At 61.4% G+C, this 19,807-nt stretch carries 17 protein-coding genes; 12 read left to right on the top strand and 5 right to left on the bottom strand.

All coding sequences use genetic code 11. From position 1 onward, the window contains the following. Nucleotides 1-20: 20 nt before the first annotated feature. Nucleotides 21-755, bottom strand: a complete 735-nt coding sequence (locus IVB26_RS15820) for an SDR family NAD(P)-dependent oxidoreductase (RefSeq protein WP_247972499.1) — start codon at nt 753-755, stop codon at nt 21-23. A gap of 10 nt (nt 756-765) precedes the next feature. Further along, nucleotides 766-1,806 carry a LacI family DNA-binding transcriptional regulator gene (locus IVB26_RS15825; RefSeq protein ID WP_247972500.1) on the bottom strand — a complete coding sequence of 347 codons (1,041 nt, stop codon included), beginning with the start codon at nt 1,804-1,806 and terminating at the stop codon, nt 766-768. 191 nt (nt 1,807-1,997) lie between these two features. On the opposite strand from IVB26_RS15825, the gene IVB26_RS15830 reads away from it, so the two are divergent. The 11 genes from IVB26_RS15830 (at nt 1,998) to IVB26_RS15885 (ending at nt 14,062) form a co-directional block, all read left to right on the top strand. Further along, complete coding sequence (locus tag IVB26_RS15830) at nt 1,998-3,299, top strand: ABC transporter substrate-binding protein (protein ID WP_247972501.1); 1,302 nt, start codon at nt 1,998-2,000, stop codon at nt 3,297-3,299. A gap of 62 nt (nt 3,300-3,361) precedes the next feature. Further along, a complete protein-coding gene (locus IVB26_RS15835) occupies nt 3,362-4,249 on the top strand; it encodes a carbohydrate ABC transporter permease (protein WP_247972502.1) in 888 nt (295 codons plus the stop codon). 4 nt (nt 4,250-4,253) lie between these two features. Continuing rightward, the gene (locus tag IVB26_RS15840) at nt 4,254-5,081 is read left to right on the top strand and encodes a carbohydrate ABC transporter permease (RefSeq protein WP_247311985.1); all 828 of its coding nucleotides are present in this window, start codon (nt 4,254-4,256) and stop codon (nt 5,079-5,081) included. 7 nt (nt 5,082-5,088) lie between these two features. Further along, the gene (locus tag IVB26_RS15845) at nt 5,089-6,093 is read left to right on the top strand and encodes a zinc-dependent alcohol dehydrogenase family protein (protein WP_247972503.1); all 1,005 of its coding nucleotides are present in this window, start codon (nt 5,089-5,091) and stop codon (nt 6,091-6,093) included. Between the two features lie 6 nt (nt 6,094-6,099). Beyond that, nucleotides 6,100-7,173: an ABC transporter ATP-binding protein gene (locus IVB26_RS15850; RefSeq protein WP_247972504.1), complete on the top strand. Its 1,074-nt coding sequence runs from the start codon at nt 6,100-6,102 to the stop codon at nt 7,171-7,173. After that, nucleotides 7,170-8,129 (top strand): sugar kinase, encoded by a 960-nt coding sequence (locus tag IVB26_RS15855; RefSeq protein ID WP_247972505.1) that lies wholly within the window; start codon nt 7,170-7,172, stop codon nt 8,127-8,129. The genes IVB26_RS15850 and IVB26_RS15855 overlap by 4 nt, the downstream gene beginning before the upstream one ends. Further along, a complete protein-coding gene (locus IVB26_RS15860) occupies nt 8,126-9,163 on the top strand; it encodes a tagatose 1,6-diphosphate aldolase (RefSeq protein WP_247972506.1) in 1,038 nt (345 codons plus the stop codon). Before IVB26_RS15855 ends, IVB26_RS15860 begins: the two co-directional genes overlap by 4 nt. 44 nt (nt 9,164-9,207) lie before the next feature. Continuing rightward, nucleotides 9,208-10,335, top strand: a complete 1,128-nt coding sequence (locus IVB26_RS15865) for a mandelate racemase/muconate lactonizing enzyme family protein (protein ID WP_247972507.1) — start codon at nt 9,208-9,210, stop codon at nt 10,333-10,335. A gap of 1,644 nt (nt 10,336-11,979) precedes the next feature. Continuing rightward, on the top strand, nt 11,980-12,222 hold the full coding sequence (locus IVB26_RS15875) for a hypothetical protein (RefSeq protein ID WP_247972508.1): 243 nt from the start codon (nt 11,980-11,982) through the stop codon (nt 12,220-12,222). A 186-nt stretch (nt 12,223-12,408) separates the two neighbouring features. Continuing rightward, nucleotides 12,409-13,524 (top strand): serine/threonine protein kinase, encoded by a 1,116-nt coding sequence (locus tag IVB26_RS15880; protein WP_247972509.1) that lies wholly within the window; start codon nt 12,409-12,411, stop codon nt 13,522-13,524. Between the two features lie 67 nt (nt 13,525-13,591). Then, entirely contained in the window at nt 13,592-14,062 is a 471-nt protein-coding gene (locus IVB26_RS15885) for a nucleotidyltransferase family protein (protein WP_247972510.1), read from the top strand. A 459-nt stretch (nt 14,063-14,521) separates the two neighbouring features. Here IVB26_RS15885 and IVB26_RS15890 read toward each other — a convergent pair whose 3' ends face one another. After that, entirely contained in the window at nt 14,522-14,905 is a 384-nt protein-coding gene (locus IVB26_RS15890; protein WP_247972511.1) for an H-NS histone family protein, read from the bottom strand. 721 nt (nt 14,906-15,626) lie between these two features. Between IVB26_RS15890 and IVB26_RS15895 the strand changes: the two genes are divergently transcribed. Then, entirely contained in the window at nt 15,627-15,995 is a 369-nt protein-coding gene (locus IVB26_RS15895) for an H-NS histone family protein (RefSeq protein ID WP_247972512.1), read from the top strand. 55 nt (nt 15,996-16,050) lie between these two features. Here IVB26_RS15895 and IVB26_RS15900 read toward each other — a convergent pair whose 3' ends face one another. Both IVB26_RS15900 and IVB26_RS15905 read right to left on the bottom strand, forming a co-directional pair. Beyond that, on the bottom strand, nt 16,051-17,520 hold the full coding sequence (locus IVB26_RS15900; RefSeq protein ID WP_247972513.1) for an exopolysaccharide biosynthesis polyprenyl glycosylphosphotransferase: 1,470 nt from the start codon (nt 17,518-17,520) through the stop codon (nt 16,051-16,053). 139 nt (nt 17,521-17,659) lie between these two features. After that, the gene (locus IVB26_RS15905) at nt 17,660-19,756 is read right to left on the bottom strand and encodes a hypothetical protein (protein WP_247972514.1); all 2,097 of its coding nucleotides are present in this window, start codon (nt 19,754-19,756) and stop codon (nt 17,660-17,662) included. Nucleotides 19,757-19,807 lie beyond the last annotated feature (51 nt).

Here is a 19,807-nt window from a genome sequence, read left to right on the forward strand (position 1 = left end):
GGCCGTAGGCGCGACGGGCCTCATCCCGCGAGAAACCCTCCGTCCACCGCGACGACTGTTCCGGTCGCGTATCGCGAAGCCGGCATGCAAAGGAAAGCAACCGCACCGGCGATATCTTCCGGCTGCCCCCATCGCTTGAACGCGGTGCGTTCGGCAATGCGCTGATAGTGAGCGCGATCGGTGCGGCCCGCGGCATTGATCGCGGTCTCGATGTAGCCGGGCGCAACGGCATTGACGCGGATATCGTCCTCGGCCCACTTCAGAGCCAGCGCCTTGGTCAGCATCACGACGCCGCCCTTGCTGGCGCAATAGGCAGGAATCCGTGGCAGAGCCAGCGTCGCATTCATCGAAGCGATGTTGACGATCGAGCCCCTCGTCTGCGCGAGGAGCGGATGGAACGCCATGCAGGTGCGGAACGTGCCGGTGAGATTGACGTCGAGGACCTTCATGAAGGTCTCGATCTCGAACTCCTTGTCGCGCGCGAGAATCCCGGCGCAATTAACGAGTGCGTCGACGCGCTGGTGCTGGCGGGCGAAGGACGTGACGGCGGCGTCGTCGGTGACATCAAGCGTCGCGAGCATGAGTCCCGCGCGTGGCTTCAGCAGGGTGCGGGCCAGATCGGCGTCGTTCGCGCCCGTTGCGGTGACTGTCGCGCCGAGATCGCAAAACTGATTGCTGATCGCGGCGCCAATGTCCCCGGCGCCGCCGATCACGACGGCATGAAAGCCGGGTGCAAGGGAAAAGTTCGAGTTCATTGGACGCGTCTCACTTCAGGGATTTCGGAGGCGGAGCCGTCGATTCGCGAACCACCAGCGAGAAATCGATCTCGCGATGCATGATGGTCTGCTCGCCGGCGAGGCTCCGCACCAGATATTCGCCTGCGCGCTGCCAGGTTTCGGCGGTCGGAACGTGGATCGTGGTGAGGCTCGGGCGCAAATGGCGGCTCCAGTCGAGGTCGTCGAAGCCGACCACCGACAGATCGCGCGGCACGGAGAACCCGTCGCGCTCCGCCTCGAGCAACACGCCGTAGGCGATGACGTCGTTGCCGCACACCACGGCTGTTGGGCGGTCCTTGAGGTTGAGGAGATAGCGGGCCGCCTCGCGCGCATCGTCCAGCGTATAGGGCACCTCGACGTGCCATTGCGGAGGAATCTCGAGGCCGTTCTCCGTCAGCGCGCGGCGAAAGCCGGCGACGCGGGCGCTGGCGCGGTCGTTGTTGCGCTGGAGCGCCGAGACGATTCCGATGCGGCGATGACCGAGCTCGATGACGTGGGCTGCTGCGCGGTGGGCTGCGGCTTCGTTGTCTGTTCCGACGCAAGGGTAGGGCCTGTCGGGCTGGTAGATGCCGACATTGATGAAGGGCACTTTGTTGTCGGCAAGCAGCTTGCGCAATCCGTCGTGATGGCAATCGCCGCGCAGCACGAGGCCGTCGACGCCGCGGCTGATCAGATTGCGCGCCTGCTGCAATTCGACATCGAGGTCATATCCGCTCGTGGTGAGGAACAGCATGTATCCGACTGACGATAGATATTGCTGCAGTGAGGCGATGCCGCGCGCGAACATCGTGTTGTCGATCGTCGGCACGATCGCGCCAAGCGTGCGCGAGCGGCGCGACGACAGGATGCGCGCCGGCGCATGCGGGATGTAACCGAGTGCGTCGATGGCCTGCTCGATCCGCGCGCGCAGGGAAGGGCTCACCGCATCCGGATTGTTGAGGGCGCGCGAGACCGAGGCGGTTGAAACGCCAGCGCGAGCCGCGACGGCGCGGATGCCTTGTTTGACGGACTTGGCGTTGGTCAATCTCATGAATGTAACGTTACATCTTGCGGATCGCGCCGCGTGGTCGTGATAATTCTCTAGTCTGCGGCAGATTGCGCCATCTGTCCATCGCTTGACACGGCTGGGCTGAGGTCTATTTTGTAACCGTTTTCAGATTGTGCTCGTAGATGTTCAAAATGGTCCGCCGACTTAAGGCGGCCAGCCGGGAGGAGAGTTCGATGAAGGTCAGGATGCTCGCGACCCACGTCGCGTTGCCCGTTCTCGCGATCGCCGCCGCCGGCGCGCAGGCGCATGCCGCCGATTTCGACTGGATGAAGTTCAAGGGCAAGACCGTCACCTTTCTCGCCAACAACAATCCGGTCGCGCAGGCGCTGCTGACTTACAAAGCCGATTTCGAAAAGCTGACCGGCATGACCCTGAAGGTCGACGGCTATCAGGAACAGCAGATGCGTCAGCGTCTGGTCACCGTCATGAACGCGAACAGCGACGAGGTCGACGTGTTCATGACGCTGCCCTCGCGCGAGGGCGAGCAGTTTGCCGCCGCCGGCTGGTACGGCGATCTCACGACGATGGCCAAGACCGACGTCGCCAAGGACTACGACCCGGCCGGGCTGAGCCAGGCGCTACTGAAGGCCGCGACCTTCGGCGGCAAGCTGACCAGCATGCCGATGAACATCGAAGGTCCGATCTTCTATTACCGCACCGACATCTTCAAGAAGTGCGGCCTCGAGGCTCCGAAGACCATCAAAGAGGTCGAAGCTGCCGCCGCCAAGATCAAGACCTGCGACAGCGCGGTAACGCCGTTCGTCTCGCGCGGCCTCAAGCCCGCGATCGCCTACACCTTCAGCAACATGCTGCACAATATCGGCGGCAGCTACATCGCCAGCGGCAAGTCGAACCTCTGCTCGGCCAAGGGCAAGGAGGCGCTCGACACCTATAGCCGGCTGCTGCGCGACTTCGGACCGCCCGGCGTCGTGAACTACAGCTTCCAGCAGATTTCGGCGCTCTATCGCAGCGGCCGCGCGGCGATGTCGTTCGAATCGTCCAATGAGCTGCGCACGGTGATGGAAGGCGGCGCCCGGCTGAAGGACACCGGCCTGCTGCCGTTCCCGGCAGGCGAGGCCGGCCAGGTGCCGACCACGATCGGCTGGGGCATGGCGGTGTCCTCGCACAGCAAGCAGCCGGAGGCAGCCTGGTATTTCGTGCAATGGGCGACCAGCCCTGAGGTGCAGAAGAAGATGGCGCTACAAGGCATTGCCCCGCCGCGTCCGTCTGTCGCCAAGGACCCTGAGTATCGCAAGTGGATCGACGAGGAGCCGGTCCGCAAGGAATGGCAGGCCGCGCTCGACGTGCTCGCCACCAAGGGCTCATCCGAGGTCGGCTATCCCATCGTTGCGAACCCGGAATCGCGCGAGTTCATCGGCCAGGCGGTGCAGGATCTGATCCTGAAGCAGAAGCCGATCGAGCAGGCTTGCGCGGATGCCGACAAGGCGCTCGATGCGCTGATTGCACAGAAGTAACGGCTCTAGGCCGGCGGGCTTGCTGCCTGCCGGTATCTCCTCACTCCCAAGGAAACGCACGCATGTCTGATGCGGCTGCGACACTCGCGCAGGACCGGCAGAAGCTGGAAATGTCGGCGCTCTCCGCGCCGGCCGTGATCTTCACGGTCGCCATGATCGCGTTTCCCGTCGTCTATACGGTCTGGCTCGGCTTCCAGAACTTCTCCTCGACCGGCAAGCAGTCCTTCGCCGGCCTTGCCAACTATTCCAAGCTGGTCTCCGACTACGAATTCTGGCACGGGCTGTGGGTCACGATCGCGCTCTATGTGCTGTCGCTGGTGCTGCAGCTGGTCTTCGGCGTGTGGCTGGCACTGGTGCTGTTTCATGCCAAGCGACTGCCGGGGATCGTGCGCTCGCTGTTCATCTCGCCCTTCATGATGCCGCCGGTGGTCGCCGGCATGATGTGGCTGGTGATCCTCGATCCCTCGCTGGGAGCGGCCAACTACATCCTGCAAGCGTTCGGCCTGCCGACGTCGGAGTGGCTGGCGTCGCCGACATGGGTCATTCCGACGGTTGCCCTGATAGACAGCTGGCAGTGGACCCCCTACGTCGCCTTGATCGTGCTGGGCGGCCTGCAATCGCTGCCGCCGAGCGTCTATGAGGCCGCGCAGATCGACGGCGCATCGCCGTTCAAGACCTTCCAGCGCATCACGCTGCCGCTGCTGCTTCCGACCATCGTCACCGCGGCGATCCTGCGCAGCGTCGATCTCCTGCGCTTCTTCGACATCATCTACATCACCACCCAGGGCGGCCCGGGCAACGCCTCGAACACGCTCAACATCTACGGCTTCCGCGTCGGCTTCGAGTTCTTCAACATCGGCTATGCCAGCGCCCTGATGCTGACCCTGACCGCGATCGTGTTCGGCGCCGTGCTCGCCTTCAACCGCCTGCGCGGCGCGGTGGCCTGGTGACGCCATGACCGATGCCGCCAATACCGACCGCTGGATCCGCTGGCTCAATCTGGTGCAGCTCGTGCTTGCCGGGATCATCATCATGGCCCCGACGGTCTGGATGGTGCTGTCCTCGTTCAAGCCGTCCTTCGAGGTCACCGCCTATCCGCCGGCGCTGATCTTCACGCCGACATTGGAAAACTATGTCGAACTGACGAGAACCACGCCATTCCTGAGCTATGCGCTCAACAGCCTCATCGTCACCGTCGGCTCGACCGCGCTCGGGCTGCTATTTGGGATCCCCGCCGCCTTTGCCGTCTCCTGGACGCGGATTTCCTGGCCGGCGATCCTGACGCTGGCGGCGCGCATGGCGCCCGGCACGCTGTTCCTGCTGCCGTGGTACGTCATGTTCCGGCAGGTCGGCATGATCGGCTCCTATACCGCGCTGATCCTCAGCCACGCCGTGATCACGTTGCCGATCGTGATCTGGGTGCTGTTGCCGTCCTTCGACGGCATCCCGCGCAGCGTGTTCGAGGCGGCGCAGGTGGATGGATGCAGCGTCACGCGCATCCTCTGGCGCATCGCGCTGCCACTGGTGGCATCCGGCGTCGCGGTGTCGGCGATCCTCGCCTTCGTGTTTTCGTGGAACTACTTCCTGTTTGCGCTGGTGCTCTCCAATGGCGACACCAAGACGCTGATCGCGGCGGCCTTCAACTTCATCGGCGAAGGCTCGACGCAATGGGGCGCCCTGATGGCTGCGGCGACGCTGATCGCTCTGCCGCCGCTGGTGCTGGCGGCCCTGGTTCAGCGCTGGCTCGTTTCCGGACTGACGCTCGGCGCGGTGAAAGGCTAGGTCTTTGATGAATGTATCACCCCGTCCCAATTCGATCATGCAGGCCGCGGTCTTCCACGGCAACGATCGCATCACCATCGAGCGCGTGGCGATGCCCGAAATCGGCACAGGCGAGGTGCTGGTGCGCGTCTCCCGCACTGCGCTGTGCGGCTCGGACTTCAAGCTCTGGCACAAGGGCGCCGAATTCACCGCCGGCCACGAGATCTTCGGCGTGGTCGAGCAGCCGGGTCACCGCCTGCATGGCCGGCGCTGCGCCGTCTATATCCCCTTGCACTGCGACCGCTGCGCCGCCTGCAAGCGCGGCGACACCCAGATGTGCCTGGAAGTCTCCAGCCTGATCGGCTGGAACAGGCCGGGCGGCTATGCCGAATACGTGCCGGTGCCGGAAAATTGCCTGCTGCCGGTGCCTGACGATATCGAGGACAGTCTCGCGCCGCTGCTGCTCGACACCATCGGCACGTCGGGCCACGCCGTGCGTTTCGTCAGCCGCGTGGTGCCAGCAAGCGAGGCCGGGCCGGTTCTCGTGATGGGAGCAGGGCCTGTCGGCCTCGGCGTCGTTCTGGCCCTCCGCGCACTTGGCTACGACGACGTCCATGTCGCCGATCCCAACGCCGCACGGCTCAAGATCGCGCAATCCCTCGGTGCGAAGGCGTACCCCGTCGGCGATACCTCGAAGCGCTTTGCCCTCATCATGGAATGCTCCGGTGCCCATGCCGCACGCAACCTCGGCATTGACCTGGTCCTGCCGCGCGGCGCCTTGGTGCTGGTCGGCGAGAACGCCGCGCCCTGGACCATCGAGGAAGGCAAGGTGTTTCGCCGCAAGGATTTCTACATGATCCGGACCTTCTACTTCCCGATTTCCGATTTCGAGCCGAATGTCGAGCTGCTGCGCAAATACAAGGACGAATACCGCGTCCTCGTCGACGGCGAGTTCGGTCTCTCGGCGCTACCAGAGAATTTCGCCCGCTTCGCCAAGGGCGAGCTGATCAAGCCTGTGCTGGCGCTGGACTGAGCGATCATGGCCTCGATCTCGATCCGCAACCTCGTCAAGCGCTACGGCAATTTCACCGTGATCCCCGATCTCAATCTGGAGATCGCGGACCATGAATTCGTGGTGTTCGTCGGCCCGTCCGGCTGCGGCAAATCCACCTTGCTGCGCATCATCGCCGGCCTGGAGCCGATTTCTTCGGGAGAGCTCTATATCGGCGACAAGCGCGTCAACGGCGTGCAGGCCGCCCACCGCGACATCGCAATGGTATTTCAGGACTACGCGCTCTATCCGCACATGAAGGTCTACGACAACATGTCCTTTGCGCTGGAGCTGCGTGGAGTGTCGAAGGCCGAGATCGACGCGCGCGTGAAGCGCGCCGCGGCGCTCTTGCACATCGAGCCCTATCTCGACCGTAAACCGAAGGAGCTCTCCGGCGGCCAGCGCCAGCGCGTCGCCATGGGCCGCGCCATCGTGCGCAATCCCAAGGCGTTCCTGTTCGACGAACCGCTGTCCAATCTCGACGCAAAGCTGCGCGGGCAGGTGCGGGCCGAGATCAAGGCACTGTCGCAGGAACTGAAGACCACCATGGTCTTCGTCACCCACGACCAGATCGAGGCCATGACCATGGCCGACCGGATCGTGGTGCTTCAGAGCGGCACGATCCAGCAATACGACACACCCGAGACCGTTTACGAACGACCCGCCAATCAGTTCGTCGCCGGCTTCATCGGCTCGCCCGCCATGAACTTCTTTCCGGTCGAGTGGCGGCAGGAGCGCGCGATCCTCTCGCAAGGCGGGATGGTGGTGCCGCTGGAAGGCGAGAGTGCATGCCGTCTCAGGCTGGCGGGCAATGCCGTGCTCGGAATTCGCCCTGAGCATTTCGCCGTGACCACGGAGGTCGCCGACGGCATTGCCGTCAACGTCAAGCTGGTCGAACCCCTTGGATCGGATACGCTGATCCATTTCGATCTCGCCGGCGTCTCCGCGATCGCGCGGGTCGATCCGTCGCTGCGGCCGAAGGTCGGCGATCGCATCAGCTTGCGGCCGCAGCCGGGCAGGACGCATCTGTTCGATGCTTCCAACGGGCAGGTTTTGCGGTGAGCGGGTCGGCGGACATCGGTGATTTGTCGGCGCTGGCGGACATCGCGTCGCGGGAAAGGCCGGTGCATGTGATCTGCCTTGGCCTGTCCGCGCTCGACCAGGTCTGGCGCGTCGATCGTCCATTCGCGGGTGGAAGTGAGAAGATCAAGGCAATCGGTTACGGCACGCTCGGCGGCGGTATGTCTGCCAACGCTTCGGTCGCGATAGCAAAGCTTGGCGGGTCCGTCGCGTTCTGGGGGCGGGCAGGGAACGACGCCGCAGGACATGAGATGAGATTGGCCTTCATCACCGAAGGCGTCGATGTCGAGAACTTCCGGCTGTTTCCCGAGGGTCGCTCGTCGGTCTCCGGGATCATCGTAGACAGTTTCGGTGAACGCCAGATCGTCAACTTCCGCGGCCTCTATCCGGAAGCCGCGGACTGGCTTCCGCTTGAAGCCGTCGCACGCGCTTCATCCGTGCTGGCGGATCCGCGCTGGGTCGGGGGCGCAGCGACGCTGTTCCGCGAAGCCCGAAGGTGCGGCATTCCAACGGTGCTCGACGGCGACATGGCCGATGCCGAGGTGTTCGAACGGCTGCTGCCGCTGACCGACCATGCCATCTTCTCCGAACCCGCGCTCACCGCCTTTGCCGGATCGGCCAAAGATGAATCTCTCACCACGCTCGCGCGCTTCGGCTGCCGCGTCATCGCCGTCACGCGCGGCGAGGGGGGCGTGAGCTGGTACGAGACCGGCGAACTGCACCGGCAGTCGGCCTATGCCGTCGAGGTCGTCGACACCACAGGCGCCGGCGACGTCTTCCACGGCGCCTATGCGCTTGCGATCGGCGTCGGACTCGATGTGCGCGCAACCATGGCGTTTTCGGCGGCGACAGCCGCCATGAAATGCCGCCACGCCGGTGGCCGCAATGGAATCCCTGATATCAACGAGTGTCTTGAATTCATGAGGACGACGCCATGAGAACGATTGGAAAGAACCGCGGCCTGGCACGGCTCGCTGACGCGGAGGGCCACTTTCGCATGGTCGCGCTGGACCAGCGGCCGCCTTTGTTCGATGCCATCGCGAAAGCAAAAGGCATCACCCGGGAACAGGTCGAATATTCCGACGTCACGGCGGCGAAGCGTCTTCTGGTCGAGAACCTCGCGCCGCATTGCAGCTCGATGCTGTTCGACCCGAATTTCGCGGTGCCCGCGGCGATCGATCTGTTGCCGCCGCGCTGCGGCTTGATCATGACGCTGGAGGAGCACCGTGTCGAGGAAACCGCGGGCGGCCGCAAGTCGCGCGCGATCACCAATTGGAGCGTGGAGAAGATCCGCGCGATGGGCGGCGACGCCGTCAAGGTGCTGGCCTGGTACCGGCCGGACGCCGATGCCGCGGTCAACGAGCATCAGAAGCGTTTCGTCCGTGAGGTCGGCGAGGACTGCGCCCGCCACGACATTCCCTACGTCCTTGAATTGCTGGTCTATCCGTTCCTCGGCAGCGCCAGCCACACCGCGGACTATGTGGAATCGCCCGGCAAGCTGCCAGGCCTCGTCATCGACAGCGTGCGCGAGTTTGCCAAGCCGGAATATTGCGTCGATCTCCTCAAGCTGGAGAGCCCGCTTGCGGCGGGCGGCCTGCCGGCCCGCGACGGCACTGCGGAGGCGAAGGCCGCGCAGAAGGAGTTCGATGCGATCGGCGACATCTGCCGCCAACGGAGCATCCCCTGGGTGCTGCTGTCGGGCGGCGCCGCCCCTGAAAAATTCGAACGCGTTCTCGACTACTCCTATGCCGCGGGCGCAAGCGGCTTCCTCGCCGGCCGCACCATCTGGCTCGACGCCGTTCTGAAGAATTTTCCGGATCGTGCGGCGGTATCGGCGAGCCTGCGCAAGGATGGTCTTGGCGTGCTGGAACGGCTCAACAAGCTCACCACGGCCAAGGGCTCGCCCTGGAAGGCGCGTTTTCCGGTGTTCGCCGATATCAAGCAGGAAGGTGACTTCGCGCGCGCCTATTGAGATAGTGGTTCCGCGTGGTTCATCCCGATCGCAGGCTCCGCAACATGACTGACGGCTTCACCATCCGCTCGATCGAGGCGTTCTGCTATCGCTATCCGCTGGCGACGCCGGTGGTGACGTCGTTCGGCAAGATGCTCAACCGTCCCGCCGTCATCGTTCGCGCCATCGACGAGGACGGCGTCGAGGGATGGGGCGAAGCCTGGTCGAACTTTCCGGCCCCAGGCGCGGAGCATCGTGCCCGGCTCGTCAACGAGGTGCTGGCGCCGGGGCTTGTCGGGCGCAAATTCGACAGCCCCGCTCGGGCCTTTGAGGTGCTGACGGGGGGTACCGAGGTGCTGGCGCTTCAATGCGGCGAACCCGGTCCGTTCGCGCAGGCAATTGCGGGCATCGATCTCGCGCTGTGGGACCTCTCCGCGCGTCGCCAGCGCTTGCCGCTGTGGCGGCTGTTCGGCGGCCAGTCGAACAAGATCAAGGTCTATGCCAGCGGCATCAATCCTGGCGGCGCCACGCGGACGGCGGAAGCCGCGCTCAAACGGGGCCATCGCGCGCTGAAGCTGAAGGTCGGGTTCGGCGCCGAGACCGATCTCGCCAATCTAGCCGCGCTGCGCGGAATCGTCGGCGCCGGCATGCTCGCCAGCGATGCCAATCAGGGCTGGTCGGTCGCGCAGGCCATGGAGATGCTGCCGCGGCTTGCCGAATTCGATCTGCGCTGGCTGGAGGAGCCGATCCGCGCCGATCGCCCGCGCGAGGAATGGTGCAGGCTGCACGGACTCGCCAAGATGCCCATTGCCGCCGGCGAAAACATCTCGAGTCTCGATGCCTTCGGGGAGGTTCTGGCCGAAGATGTGCTCGGCGTGGTTCAACCCGATATCGCGAAATGGGGCGGCCTTAGCGTCTGTGCCGGGCTGGCGCGCGACATCCTGAAGGCGGGCAAGACGTTTTGCCCGCACTATCTCGGCGGAGGCATTGGCTTGCTGGCGTCCGCGCATCTGCTTGCCGGTGTCGGAGGCGATGGCTGGCTGGAAGTCGATGCCAATGACAACCCGCTGCGCGATCTGCTTTGCGGCCCGGTCATCAACGTCAGGGACGGCACGGTCGAACTGGACCACGAGCCGGGGCTCGGAGTCGCGCCTGATCTCTCCAGTATCGAGCGCTATCGCAGCTTGGCCTGACGCGAAGCCGAGATGGCGCCGTGGGTCGGTCCCAAAAATCAACCGCTCCGGGTGAGACGATAAAGCGCAATAACATCTAGCGGATGGATTTTGGGCGGCTGCGAGGATGGATTGGAGCGCGAGTTCAAGCTTCTCAAGCGGTTAGAAGGTGGCGTGTGCACGATGTGCGCACCGGGAGATCAGGAGAAGTCCATCGAAGGAAGGTCAAGCCGGCGCTTGTGGAAGCGGGATAGACAGGACACGAGGCTTGCGGGAGTTCCAGAGAATAAGGCTTGCGCATCCATGTGGTCTGCAATCAAGCCAGACGGTGATCAGAAACGCACCGGCTTGGGAATCCCGCGCGTGCGATACCTCGTTGCTCGGGGCCTTTGCATGTGCCGCGACGACGCTGACCGCCGTCTTTCTACCGAGTGCCGTGCTTCCGCCCCTCGTACTCTCTCCCTGAGCCGCTTTAATTGAGCCAGCAGGCTAGCGAGTTCGATCGTTGTGTGACGCAGAACAGCGAGGCTGCAGACTCCACTACTCACTACCACACCCCCAAACAGGCCTTCGAATCCGCGACGGGAAGCTCAAAATTGTGATGACGTGCCAATAACGTCTAAGCGATGCATCCTCGAGCCGTCCGTTCGCTTTACGACGATACGCGGAAATATTTTCGAGCGTTCTAATGCGCCGCAACAGAAATGCCTGTCTCGAAGAGAGAGAATCTGGACGGACTCTCTAAAACGGCCTCTGCATCAGCACGAGGGAGCCGCACCGAGGATATCCGTCGTCCGAACGATTGGCTCTTCGACCCAGGCCTCGCGAGCGAACCAGTTGTGATCAGCCTGACAAGTCGGGCAACGAGTATTGCCGAAAAACACGATGCTTCGCAGGAACGTCTCACGATCGGATTTGATACCGGTCGGAATCGCGCGACCGGTTTTCGGACACTTAACCATAATCATACCCATGTGAGCTCCCTGAAACGTCTGACGGATAAAAGGGGGCCGGTCGGCTGGAGTGCGCTCTTGTCGGTGCGGGTTACTTGGGGGGCATCGCACCTGGGTCGATGTTCGAACAAAGGGCACCTTGCTCGTAACGACGCTTCTCCAACCGACCGGATTCTTGCTGGGCGAATTCTTGGGATACTGCCGGCTTTGGCCCGGCAGGCCTATGCAATGAGGCTTCGACCTCAACCGAAAGCTTCTGGAGGACCCCTAGCAATTATCATGTCCAAATCCCTGCGGCTTCGTGCGGAATATTCCGCTCGCAACGAAGCCAATATCTTCCTCTTGTCGGACAGATCAGCCAACGGTCTCACTCCCCCTCACGCAATTCGTTAATACTCTTTGTTTTTCATTTAATGTGCAATTAAATTCGCATTGTCGGTCCGGTTTGCGACGTTCGAGCGATTTATTTTGCGGGGGCTGACGCGGCGGGATGTCACATCGGAAAGCGTCAAGCCCTGCGCACATTCAGCCATTCCCTTACTACCTGTCGCCGGTTTGGGGACGCCACGATTTGACTTGGTAACGGATGGTTTGTGCGTGGTTCAAATATGAAATAAATTTTGTTATATGGCGGTGTTGTAAATATCGTTGTTAATTGCTGCCGATCAACTTAAGCTAAGCTCGCCCAGGTTTCGTTCGGCTGGAGGAGACAATGTGGGATTTAACTTTTGGCGAGTACGACCGCGCCCCCGATGCGCCGCAGTTGACCCAGATGCGCGCGGAGTTGGTGGATATTGGCGAGAAGGAGCGCATTCTGCGAGAACGCAGTGCCGATCGCGAAGCCTATCGGTACCTCCTGGATGCTCATCGGTTGAGCGCGAGCGAGCTTTCTTTGAGAGCAGGTATTGAAACATTTCTCGGCAGGGAGGAGGCAGGGCGGTCAGCTCTGGCATGACCTGACCGGATTGTCGTTTCGAAACGAGACCGATTAGGTGACTTGTGCCCGGCAGACGGGAATTGCCGTGCCGCGGACGGGTCAGATTGATTTTCATGGGCTGCCGAGGGCGGCGAGAGCCTTCCAGACGCTGTCGTCGCCTCGTCGCTGCAGGACGAGGCAGAGTTCTTCACATTGGTTGGAGCCGTGCTGGAAAGATCGTCGGCCGAGATGGTGTTGAGACCGGCTGCGGATGCAGTGTTCGCGCTGCTGGAAGGTCGATCAATGCTCTTCAGCGAAACAGGGCAGAAGATCTTTGAACTGGACCAAGTAGGCGCATTCATCTGGTGTAAGCTAGCGCAAGGCGCCTCTCTGGAGGACATCCATCAGGGGCTCGGGACGTTAGGTATTGACGGGCACTCAGCACGCCAGTTCACGCGACAGGTTGTGGATATATGGATCGATCGAGCGTTGCTCGAGGTCGACTGGCGAATGCCGACCGATTTTACCTTCTCGGCGGATTTAGGCCGGCACCGAATAGGGATCCGGGCTGCAAATCGGGACCTCTTGAGACGGCTGCGCTCGCTGTTTTGTGTTTCGGGCCAGAGCGCCGGCGGCGACGACATTGCGATCGAGGCAATGATGCTCGACGAGCAAGTGCTCTGGCGCGGAGAGGATTCCAGCATCTCCAGGTGTCAGGTCGAAGCACTTGCCCCTACGATCAAAGCACACATCACCGAGCGACTTATTCGAAGCAATCGCTGGACCTTCTCCCTCCATGCCGCTTCCCTCGTGAAAGACGGTGCGGGCCTATTGTTATGCGGACAACCGGGAGCCGGAAAGTCCACCCTCACGCTGCAGTTGGTGGACGCCGGACTTCGGTACGCCGGTGATGACGTTGCGCTTGTTGGAACTGACGGAGCGATCTGCGGAATCCCGTTTGCTCTCACCGTCAAGGAAGGATCGTGGGACTTGCTCTCGCGACTACATGGCGACCGGTACGATGCGACGCATTGCCGCTCCGACGGCGTTCTGGTGCGGTACGTACCCATCGCGGATGCGTACCACCAATGCTTTTCCGCAAGCTGGATCATCTTCCTGAACCGTGTCGCGAGCGGTCCGGCCGAATTGACCGCGATAGATCAACTGGATTCGATGAAGCGGCTCATCGAGAACGCATTTGCTGCTGACGGACGACTTTCGCAGGCCGGCTTTTTCGCTTTGAAGCGGATCGTCGCCGGCGCGCCATCGCTTCAACTCACCTACTGCGAGGCCGTGGAGGCTCGGCGCGTGCTTATGGATTTATGCAATGGCAAGGCATAGCGCTGCGCTGACGAGCCTCTGCAATTGCTTGTAAGGCATGCCACCCGTCGATGTCGAGTGGACGTCCGTGATCGGCCTCGCAAATCAGACTCTGACGACGCCGGCGCTCATCGATTTTGTCGACAAATTTGCACCGATCCTGCCCGAGGACGTCTGCGGATATATTCGCCAGATCCACCGCCGAAACGTGCTGCGCAACAATCGGCTCGTCGCTCAGCTCGAAGAAGCCGTCGTTGCGATGAACGGCCTGGAAATTACGCCGATCATGCTCAAGGGAGCATCGACGCTGGCGACCGCTCCCGAGGAGCGACGAGGCGTTCGGCTAATGTCTGATCTGGATATTATGGTTATGCCGGACCAAGCCAGAACGGCAGTCTCCGCTCTATGCGCAATTGGCTACGATGTCGACCATCAGACCCCTCCCGAAAGCCCGAGATGGCACGTCGAACTGAATCGATCGCAGGACGTCGGACCATCGACCTGCAGCAGGCAGCTCCAGGCCCTGCGTACCTCTACCAGCGCTTCGGGCACCCGCTGAACCATTGCGTCCCCGCGCCGCTATCCCCACCCTACCTACCGAGCGCTTATGTTGATCATCCATGATCAATTTTAAGACTCTGGTTATTGGCTCGGCGACCTCGACCTACGGCACCTCGTTGAATTGCGTGATCTAAACAATTCTGCCGAGGGCCTCGATTGGAGGGAGCTCACCTCTCTTGTCTCGGGCGAATTGACGACGAACGCGGTTGAAACCCAGCTGTTCGCTCTTGCCGAGTTGCTTGGCGTCGAGATTGTCCTTGCCGAGGATGCGAACCTTGCAGTTTCTGTTGAAGGCGGCCGTCGCGGTGCGCGCAGGGAAGGTCTAAACCGCAAGCTCCTTCGTGAGGCGGCCGATCCCATGCGGACGCATTCAAATAGCCGCGCTCTAAGCGAGTGCCAGTTACGGATCAGTGGATCTAACGGTTCGCACCCGCGGGCATTTGCAGTGGCAGGGCTATCAATGCTCCTGACCACCAGTATTCCGGTTGGACGCTTCACCGGTCTCGTGAATCCTGAACTCCTCCAGCGTGTGCCCCGATTGTAGCGCGGCGACCAGCCAGCGCGGCTGTTTGCCACGCCCAGACCAGGTCTCCGTCGGTTTGAGGGGGTTGAAGTATTTCGGTACGACCTTTGGGTATTTGCGGCGGGGAGGCTGGCCTAGGCCCATCTCTGCCGCCCCGCTTTCGGGCCCACCGACTTGGTCCGGTTGATTGAGTTGCGCCAGGCGCTTCTCCAGCTCCCGCTTTTCGGCCGTGATCTTTTCAGCAAGAATCTTTGTTAGCTCCTCGTGGAGGAGCCATAGTTCTTCGAAATCCATGGCTTCGAGATCTTGCCTATGCATAGCATTCTCGTCACCGTTCGACGACGCCCTGACTACCTTGACATCTCCACGCCGAATATCGTTTTTCGAGCGCTGAATATTCGACCGGTCCAGGGCTAGTCTTTCAAATTGACGCAACAATAAATAAATAATATATTATTTAATATTTATTGCGAGGATTATTTTCACCAACTTTAATGATAGCGAGGCAGCCTTTGCTACAGGCCCGAAGAGAAACATTGGATGTTATCGATTGCCCTTTAGGGCGCCTTCAAGCGGCCATCGGCCAGTTCATCGCTCCCTCGGCTGGATTGACCGACATCCAGGCTTTGAAGCTACAAATCCAGCTGCGACGGCTCGCGCTGAGGGATATCGCGGTCATAAGCTCCCGGTTACAGCGGGCTGATGGCCGTATTTCAGTAAGAACGAAGCAGGGCGGGCTCGCGCGACGATCCTATTTGCCAAGATTGCGGCGTCGCAGATTGATCTCGCGGCCAGCTTGACCTGCTATTCCTGGCTGAAGACGAGACGTCGGTGCACGTAGCGCGCGTGATATTACTTTGCCCGCTATTAAATTGAGCGGGATAGTTCATTTTTTTGTCTTGATTGGGACCGGCGACGCAGTTATGTGGAGCTCGAACGTGCCGTTCGGTTCCACATATTTTTTTGTTAACGCCGACCACTTGGTTCTTGATTACCCGGCCGGGACAATATTAAATGGGCGCAACTACAGGATGCCAACATGTCGACCAAGAAGCTCGAACTAGAAGCGATGTCCCTCGACGATCTATGGTCGCTTCATGAGGAGATTAGCGGCATTTTGTCGGATCGGATTAAGGCGGAAAAGCAGGAACTGGAGAAGCGCCTGGCGGTTCTCGGCGGCGGGATGGCTGTGTTAGCCGAAAGAAGCGAGTCGGGCGTCTCCCCGGCCGGCAAGCAGAGGCGCAAATATCCGCGCGTGCTGCCGAAATATCGCAACCCCCAGACTTCTGAAACCTGGTCGGGTCGTGGCAAGCGGCCGCGGTGGTTGGTTGCTGCCATGAAATCGGGCCGTCGGATCGAGGAGTTTCGCATAGGGGAAGCGGCTCCGAAGTTTCGGCAGAGAGCGTGAAGCGTCGCTACGCCGACAGGCTGGCGTAGCTCGGCGCTTTAAGCGAAGATCCAGCCTAGTAGGCGTTGCGGCCCCGCAATACTTCCATCGGAGTTCGCAACAGGATTCCGAGATCCAGCCGAAGACTCCAATTGTCGATATACCACAGATCGTACTGTACGCGTGCTTCGATCATGGAGGCCGTGGGAGTTGCGCCGCGGCAGCCGTGGATCTGGGCCCATCCGGTCAGTCCTGGCCTGACCCTGCGGCGAAACGCGTAGTTTCGCACGAGCTTGTCAAACTGTCCGTCGTGGGCCAAGGCGTGGGGACGTGGACCCACCAGCGACATGCTGCCCTCGAGCACGTTCAGCAGTTGCGGCAGTTCATCGAAACTAGTTCGACGCAGCCATTTGCCCACGCGGGTGACGCGTTGGTCGACGGGGGTCGCCTGAACGATCACGCTGCCGTCCTCGAGCACATGCATGGTCCGAAACTTGCGGATCAAGAATGTCCGACCATTAAAACCACAGCGTTGTTGTCGGAAGAACACAGGGCCGGGAGAATCCAGCTTGATTGCGAGCGCAGCAAGCGCAAGCAATGGTGCGGATACAGCCAAGGCGAGCCCCGCGCCAAGAATATCAATGATTCGCTTGGCCGCGCACTCGAACGGCGTAAGGGGACCGCGCTGCAATTCTACGCAAACGGCACTTCCCAAATTCCGCGTAGGATGCCGAAGCAATTCGGATGATGTGCCGACCGGCACGAATATGATCGGAAACGGCAATACCCGCAGCTCGGCAACAAATGCCCGCAGTTCAGGCCATCGCTCCGGGCTGGCTTCGACCACCACCTGGTCGAGCCGGGCGTTGCGAATATGGTCGATTACCCGAGACGTGAGCCGCTTGCGACCGGCGGGACCGAACCCAACCGGCGGCAGGCTGAACCGTCCCTGGACGCAATAACCGTGCATAGCCAAGGTTTCCGGCAGGCCGGCATTCTTCGAAAGCGGCTGGTCGGTGATTAGAATGATATTCGTGCTGGCGAATCTTCTTTCGCTCAGACCTCTCACCAACAGCGACCTGACAGCCCATCGCTCGGCTACAAGAAACCCCAGGCCCAGGATGGCGAAGAGTGGGCCAGCTTGCTGAGATGCGCCCGGACGAATTGCAAAGCCGTACGCGGCCCAGATCAAGAGCAGCAATGACGCCCACGTCACACAGACGGCCCGAATCTGGTTCTTGAGGACGAGGAGCTCAATCGGGCGATAAAGGCCTTGAGCCTTCAGCACGGAAGCCACGCAAGCTGCGCTGACCAGTGCCACGCCAAATGCGTTGCCGTGGCCTCCCTCAATCTGCCCGCTTTGGAACCGGTACAGTAATGTGGAGATCGCGCTTGCAAACAAAATCGTCGCGACATCGGCACAGAGGGCAACATGCTCGATCCAGTCATACCGGAGGGGCCATTTATGCTTGGGGAACGCCGATGGCTCGAGACTGACGCGAGCCGTATCATTTCGATCGGGGAAGTGTCGGTTCACGAAATTCATGATGGGGCACTCAACACTAGTATTTAATATATTATTAATTTGTTGAATGTATCAAGAAAAAATTCGTTATTTAAATGGTGCTATTTGCCGCTGTTATTCTATGCCCGGCGGCCTGCTTATTGCACCGGAACAAGAGGAACTACCGCGGCCCTCGGCCGGAGACGCGGTTTGGCAGAGGCAAATCCGTTCCGGGCGAAGGAATCGGAACTTCCTTGCGCATGCTTTGAAGAGCTGCTGAATCCCATTCCGAAATCAGATTGTCCACAAGGGCCTTCCCATCAGGCGCTGCCGATTGATAGGCAGCAATGAGAGCGGGTCGGAGAGCGGGCTGCCTAGCAAAGGAAATCCTGACGTCGCGCTGCACCAGTTCACGCAATTCAGGCTCGTTGACGAAAGAGGCCTCGCCGAGAGCGACAGTCAGTCGTAGCGGAAGCAGGGCCAGATCGTTTGGGGCTGTGTAGTACGAGAGTTTTAGCAAGGCCGCGACGTCGTGTTCGACCGGCCTTTGTTCCCTCGACTGTAGCGCAAGCATGAGCCAAAGATCTCCTCGCAATGGCGAGGACCGCAGTGCCTGTGCCAGTACAGTCGGCGCGGCAGGATGGACTCCGAGCTCCGGTCTTGAAGCCGTCGCTCCATTGGCCGCGGGCTGTGGGTCGCCAGCGAGTCTCCCAGACTGCAAATCGCCATCACTGCGCGGTGAGTTCGGCGCTAGCCCCCTCAGAAGTGCTTGGCGCGACGGATGATTGGCAGCACGCGCGTCAACCGGCAAACCACCAGGATACGACGGCTGAGCGAACAGCCAGACCGTTTGCGCGATCAGCGCGACTGCAACGGAGCCCAATCCAATACGCATCGATGCATTGCCAATTCCATATGAGCGTATTGGCACGCATGCCAAGCCCGGATTGTCCAGCCCAGTTACGGGCCGCGTTGAACGCGACTGCACGGTCGCAGCGCCTTTATCACGCTGGCTTTGGGCAACCGCAAGTCCGAACAGCGCTGCAGCCAACAGCGATGCGCCGAACTCGAGAATGCCGTCCTCGACCAAGGCCAGCACAACCAACGAAGCCGCAGCTCCGGCGCCAATGGCCGCGTAGACGTAGTCATGCCTTCGCCGCAAGGAGCATCTGAGCAAAGCCCCGGCGCTAAGCACCGCAACGATCAATACGCCGAACAGAAAGGGGCGGCCCATCTCGATTGCGATGGCCGCGGCAGCCGTCGAGCGCTCTTGTGACAACGGTGCGGCAATGTCGCGATGGATTGGTAGCAATGCCGCGTAGGTTCCCGCGCCGGAGCCGGCATGGCCGGAATCCTGCAACATCCGCTCAGTCGCCACCAGGGCGTGCTCGGACAGGGCAACTGTCAGATCGGCATTAGGCCTCATTGGCATGAGGGTGAAAGCCGCCAGAAACAACACTGCAGCCGTGGCCAGGACGCTCGCGATACCCCAAACCCCAGAGAACCAGTTCTGGATCGCGAACGCGGCGAGCACGATTCCCACTCCGAGCAATGCCGCTGTGACCGTTCTCGGCCCATCTCCGCTGGCTAGGATTGCCGACAGACAGAGAAACGTTGCGAGGAGTGCGAACGACAGGGCGGTCGTCACTCGAAAAGAGCGTTGCTTGACCCGGCGGCGTTCCTCGAACGCACGGGCCATCATCGCTGCGGACAGCACCAGCCCCAGCACTGACGGGACTGTGCCGGTCACGGCGAGGACAGGAGTATCGCCGTGCGAGAAGCCGTCAGATCCAATCGTCTGCCGCAACAGCAGGTACGCACTAACGATCGTCGCGATCGAGACCAGCATGGAGAGGAGTTGCCACGCACGCTGTCTGTCCAGCGCGACGACGGCCGTGACGAGCGCGAGGGCGACGGCGGCATTGTAGTGCAGGAATGCCTGCATAGTTGCACGGATGTCCACCGTGAGCCGTTCGGCAAGCGGGGCATTCAATGCGGCTGACGCGGTCTCCCATATTGGATTGCCGATCCCGTGGATAGGAATTGGAGCGAGTTGGAAGGCCATGTAGATCGCCGGTGCAGCGAGAATGAGGATGAGAAAGAATCCCAACCGTCGTACCAGACTCGCGATGGCGGAGGATGAGGCGAAGACCGCGGCTGCCAGCACCGCGGTCGCGAGAAGAGCAGAGCATAGAGCTCGCTTCTGCGGGATCTCGGGCATCGCAAAAGCCGCAGCGACGGACACAACGAGCGTCAGCATCATGAACCTGACGAGCATACTACGTCACCTCTCTGGCGTGGCGTTCCTCCGGATGCTCAGATCGGCAGG

The organism is Bradyrhizobium sp. 195, from assembly GCF_023101665.1.
Taxonomy (GTDB): Bacteria; Pseudomonadota; Alphaproteobacteria; order Rhizobiales; family Xanthobacteraceae; genus Bradyrhizobium.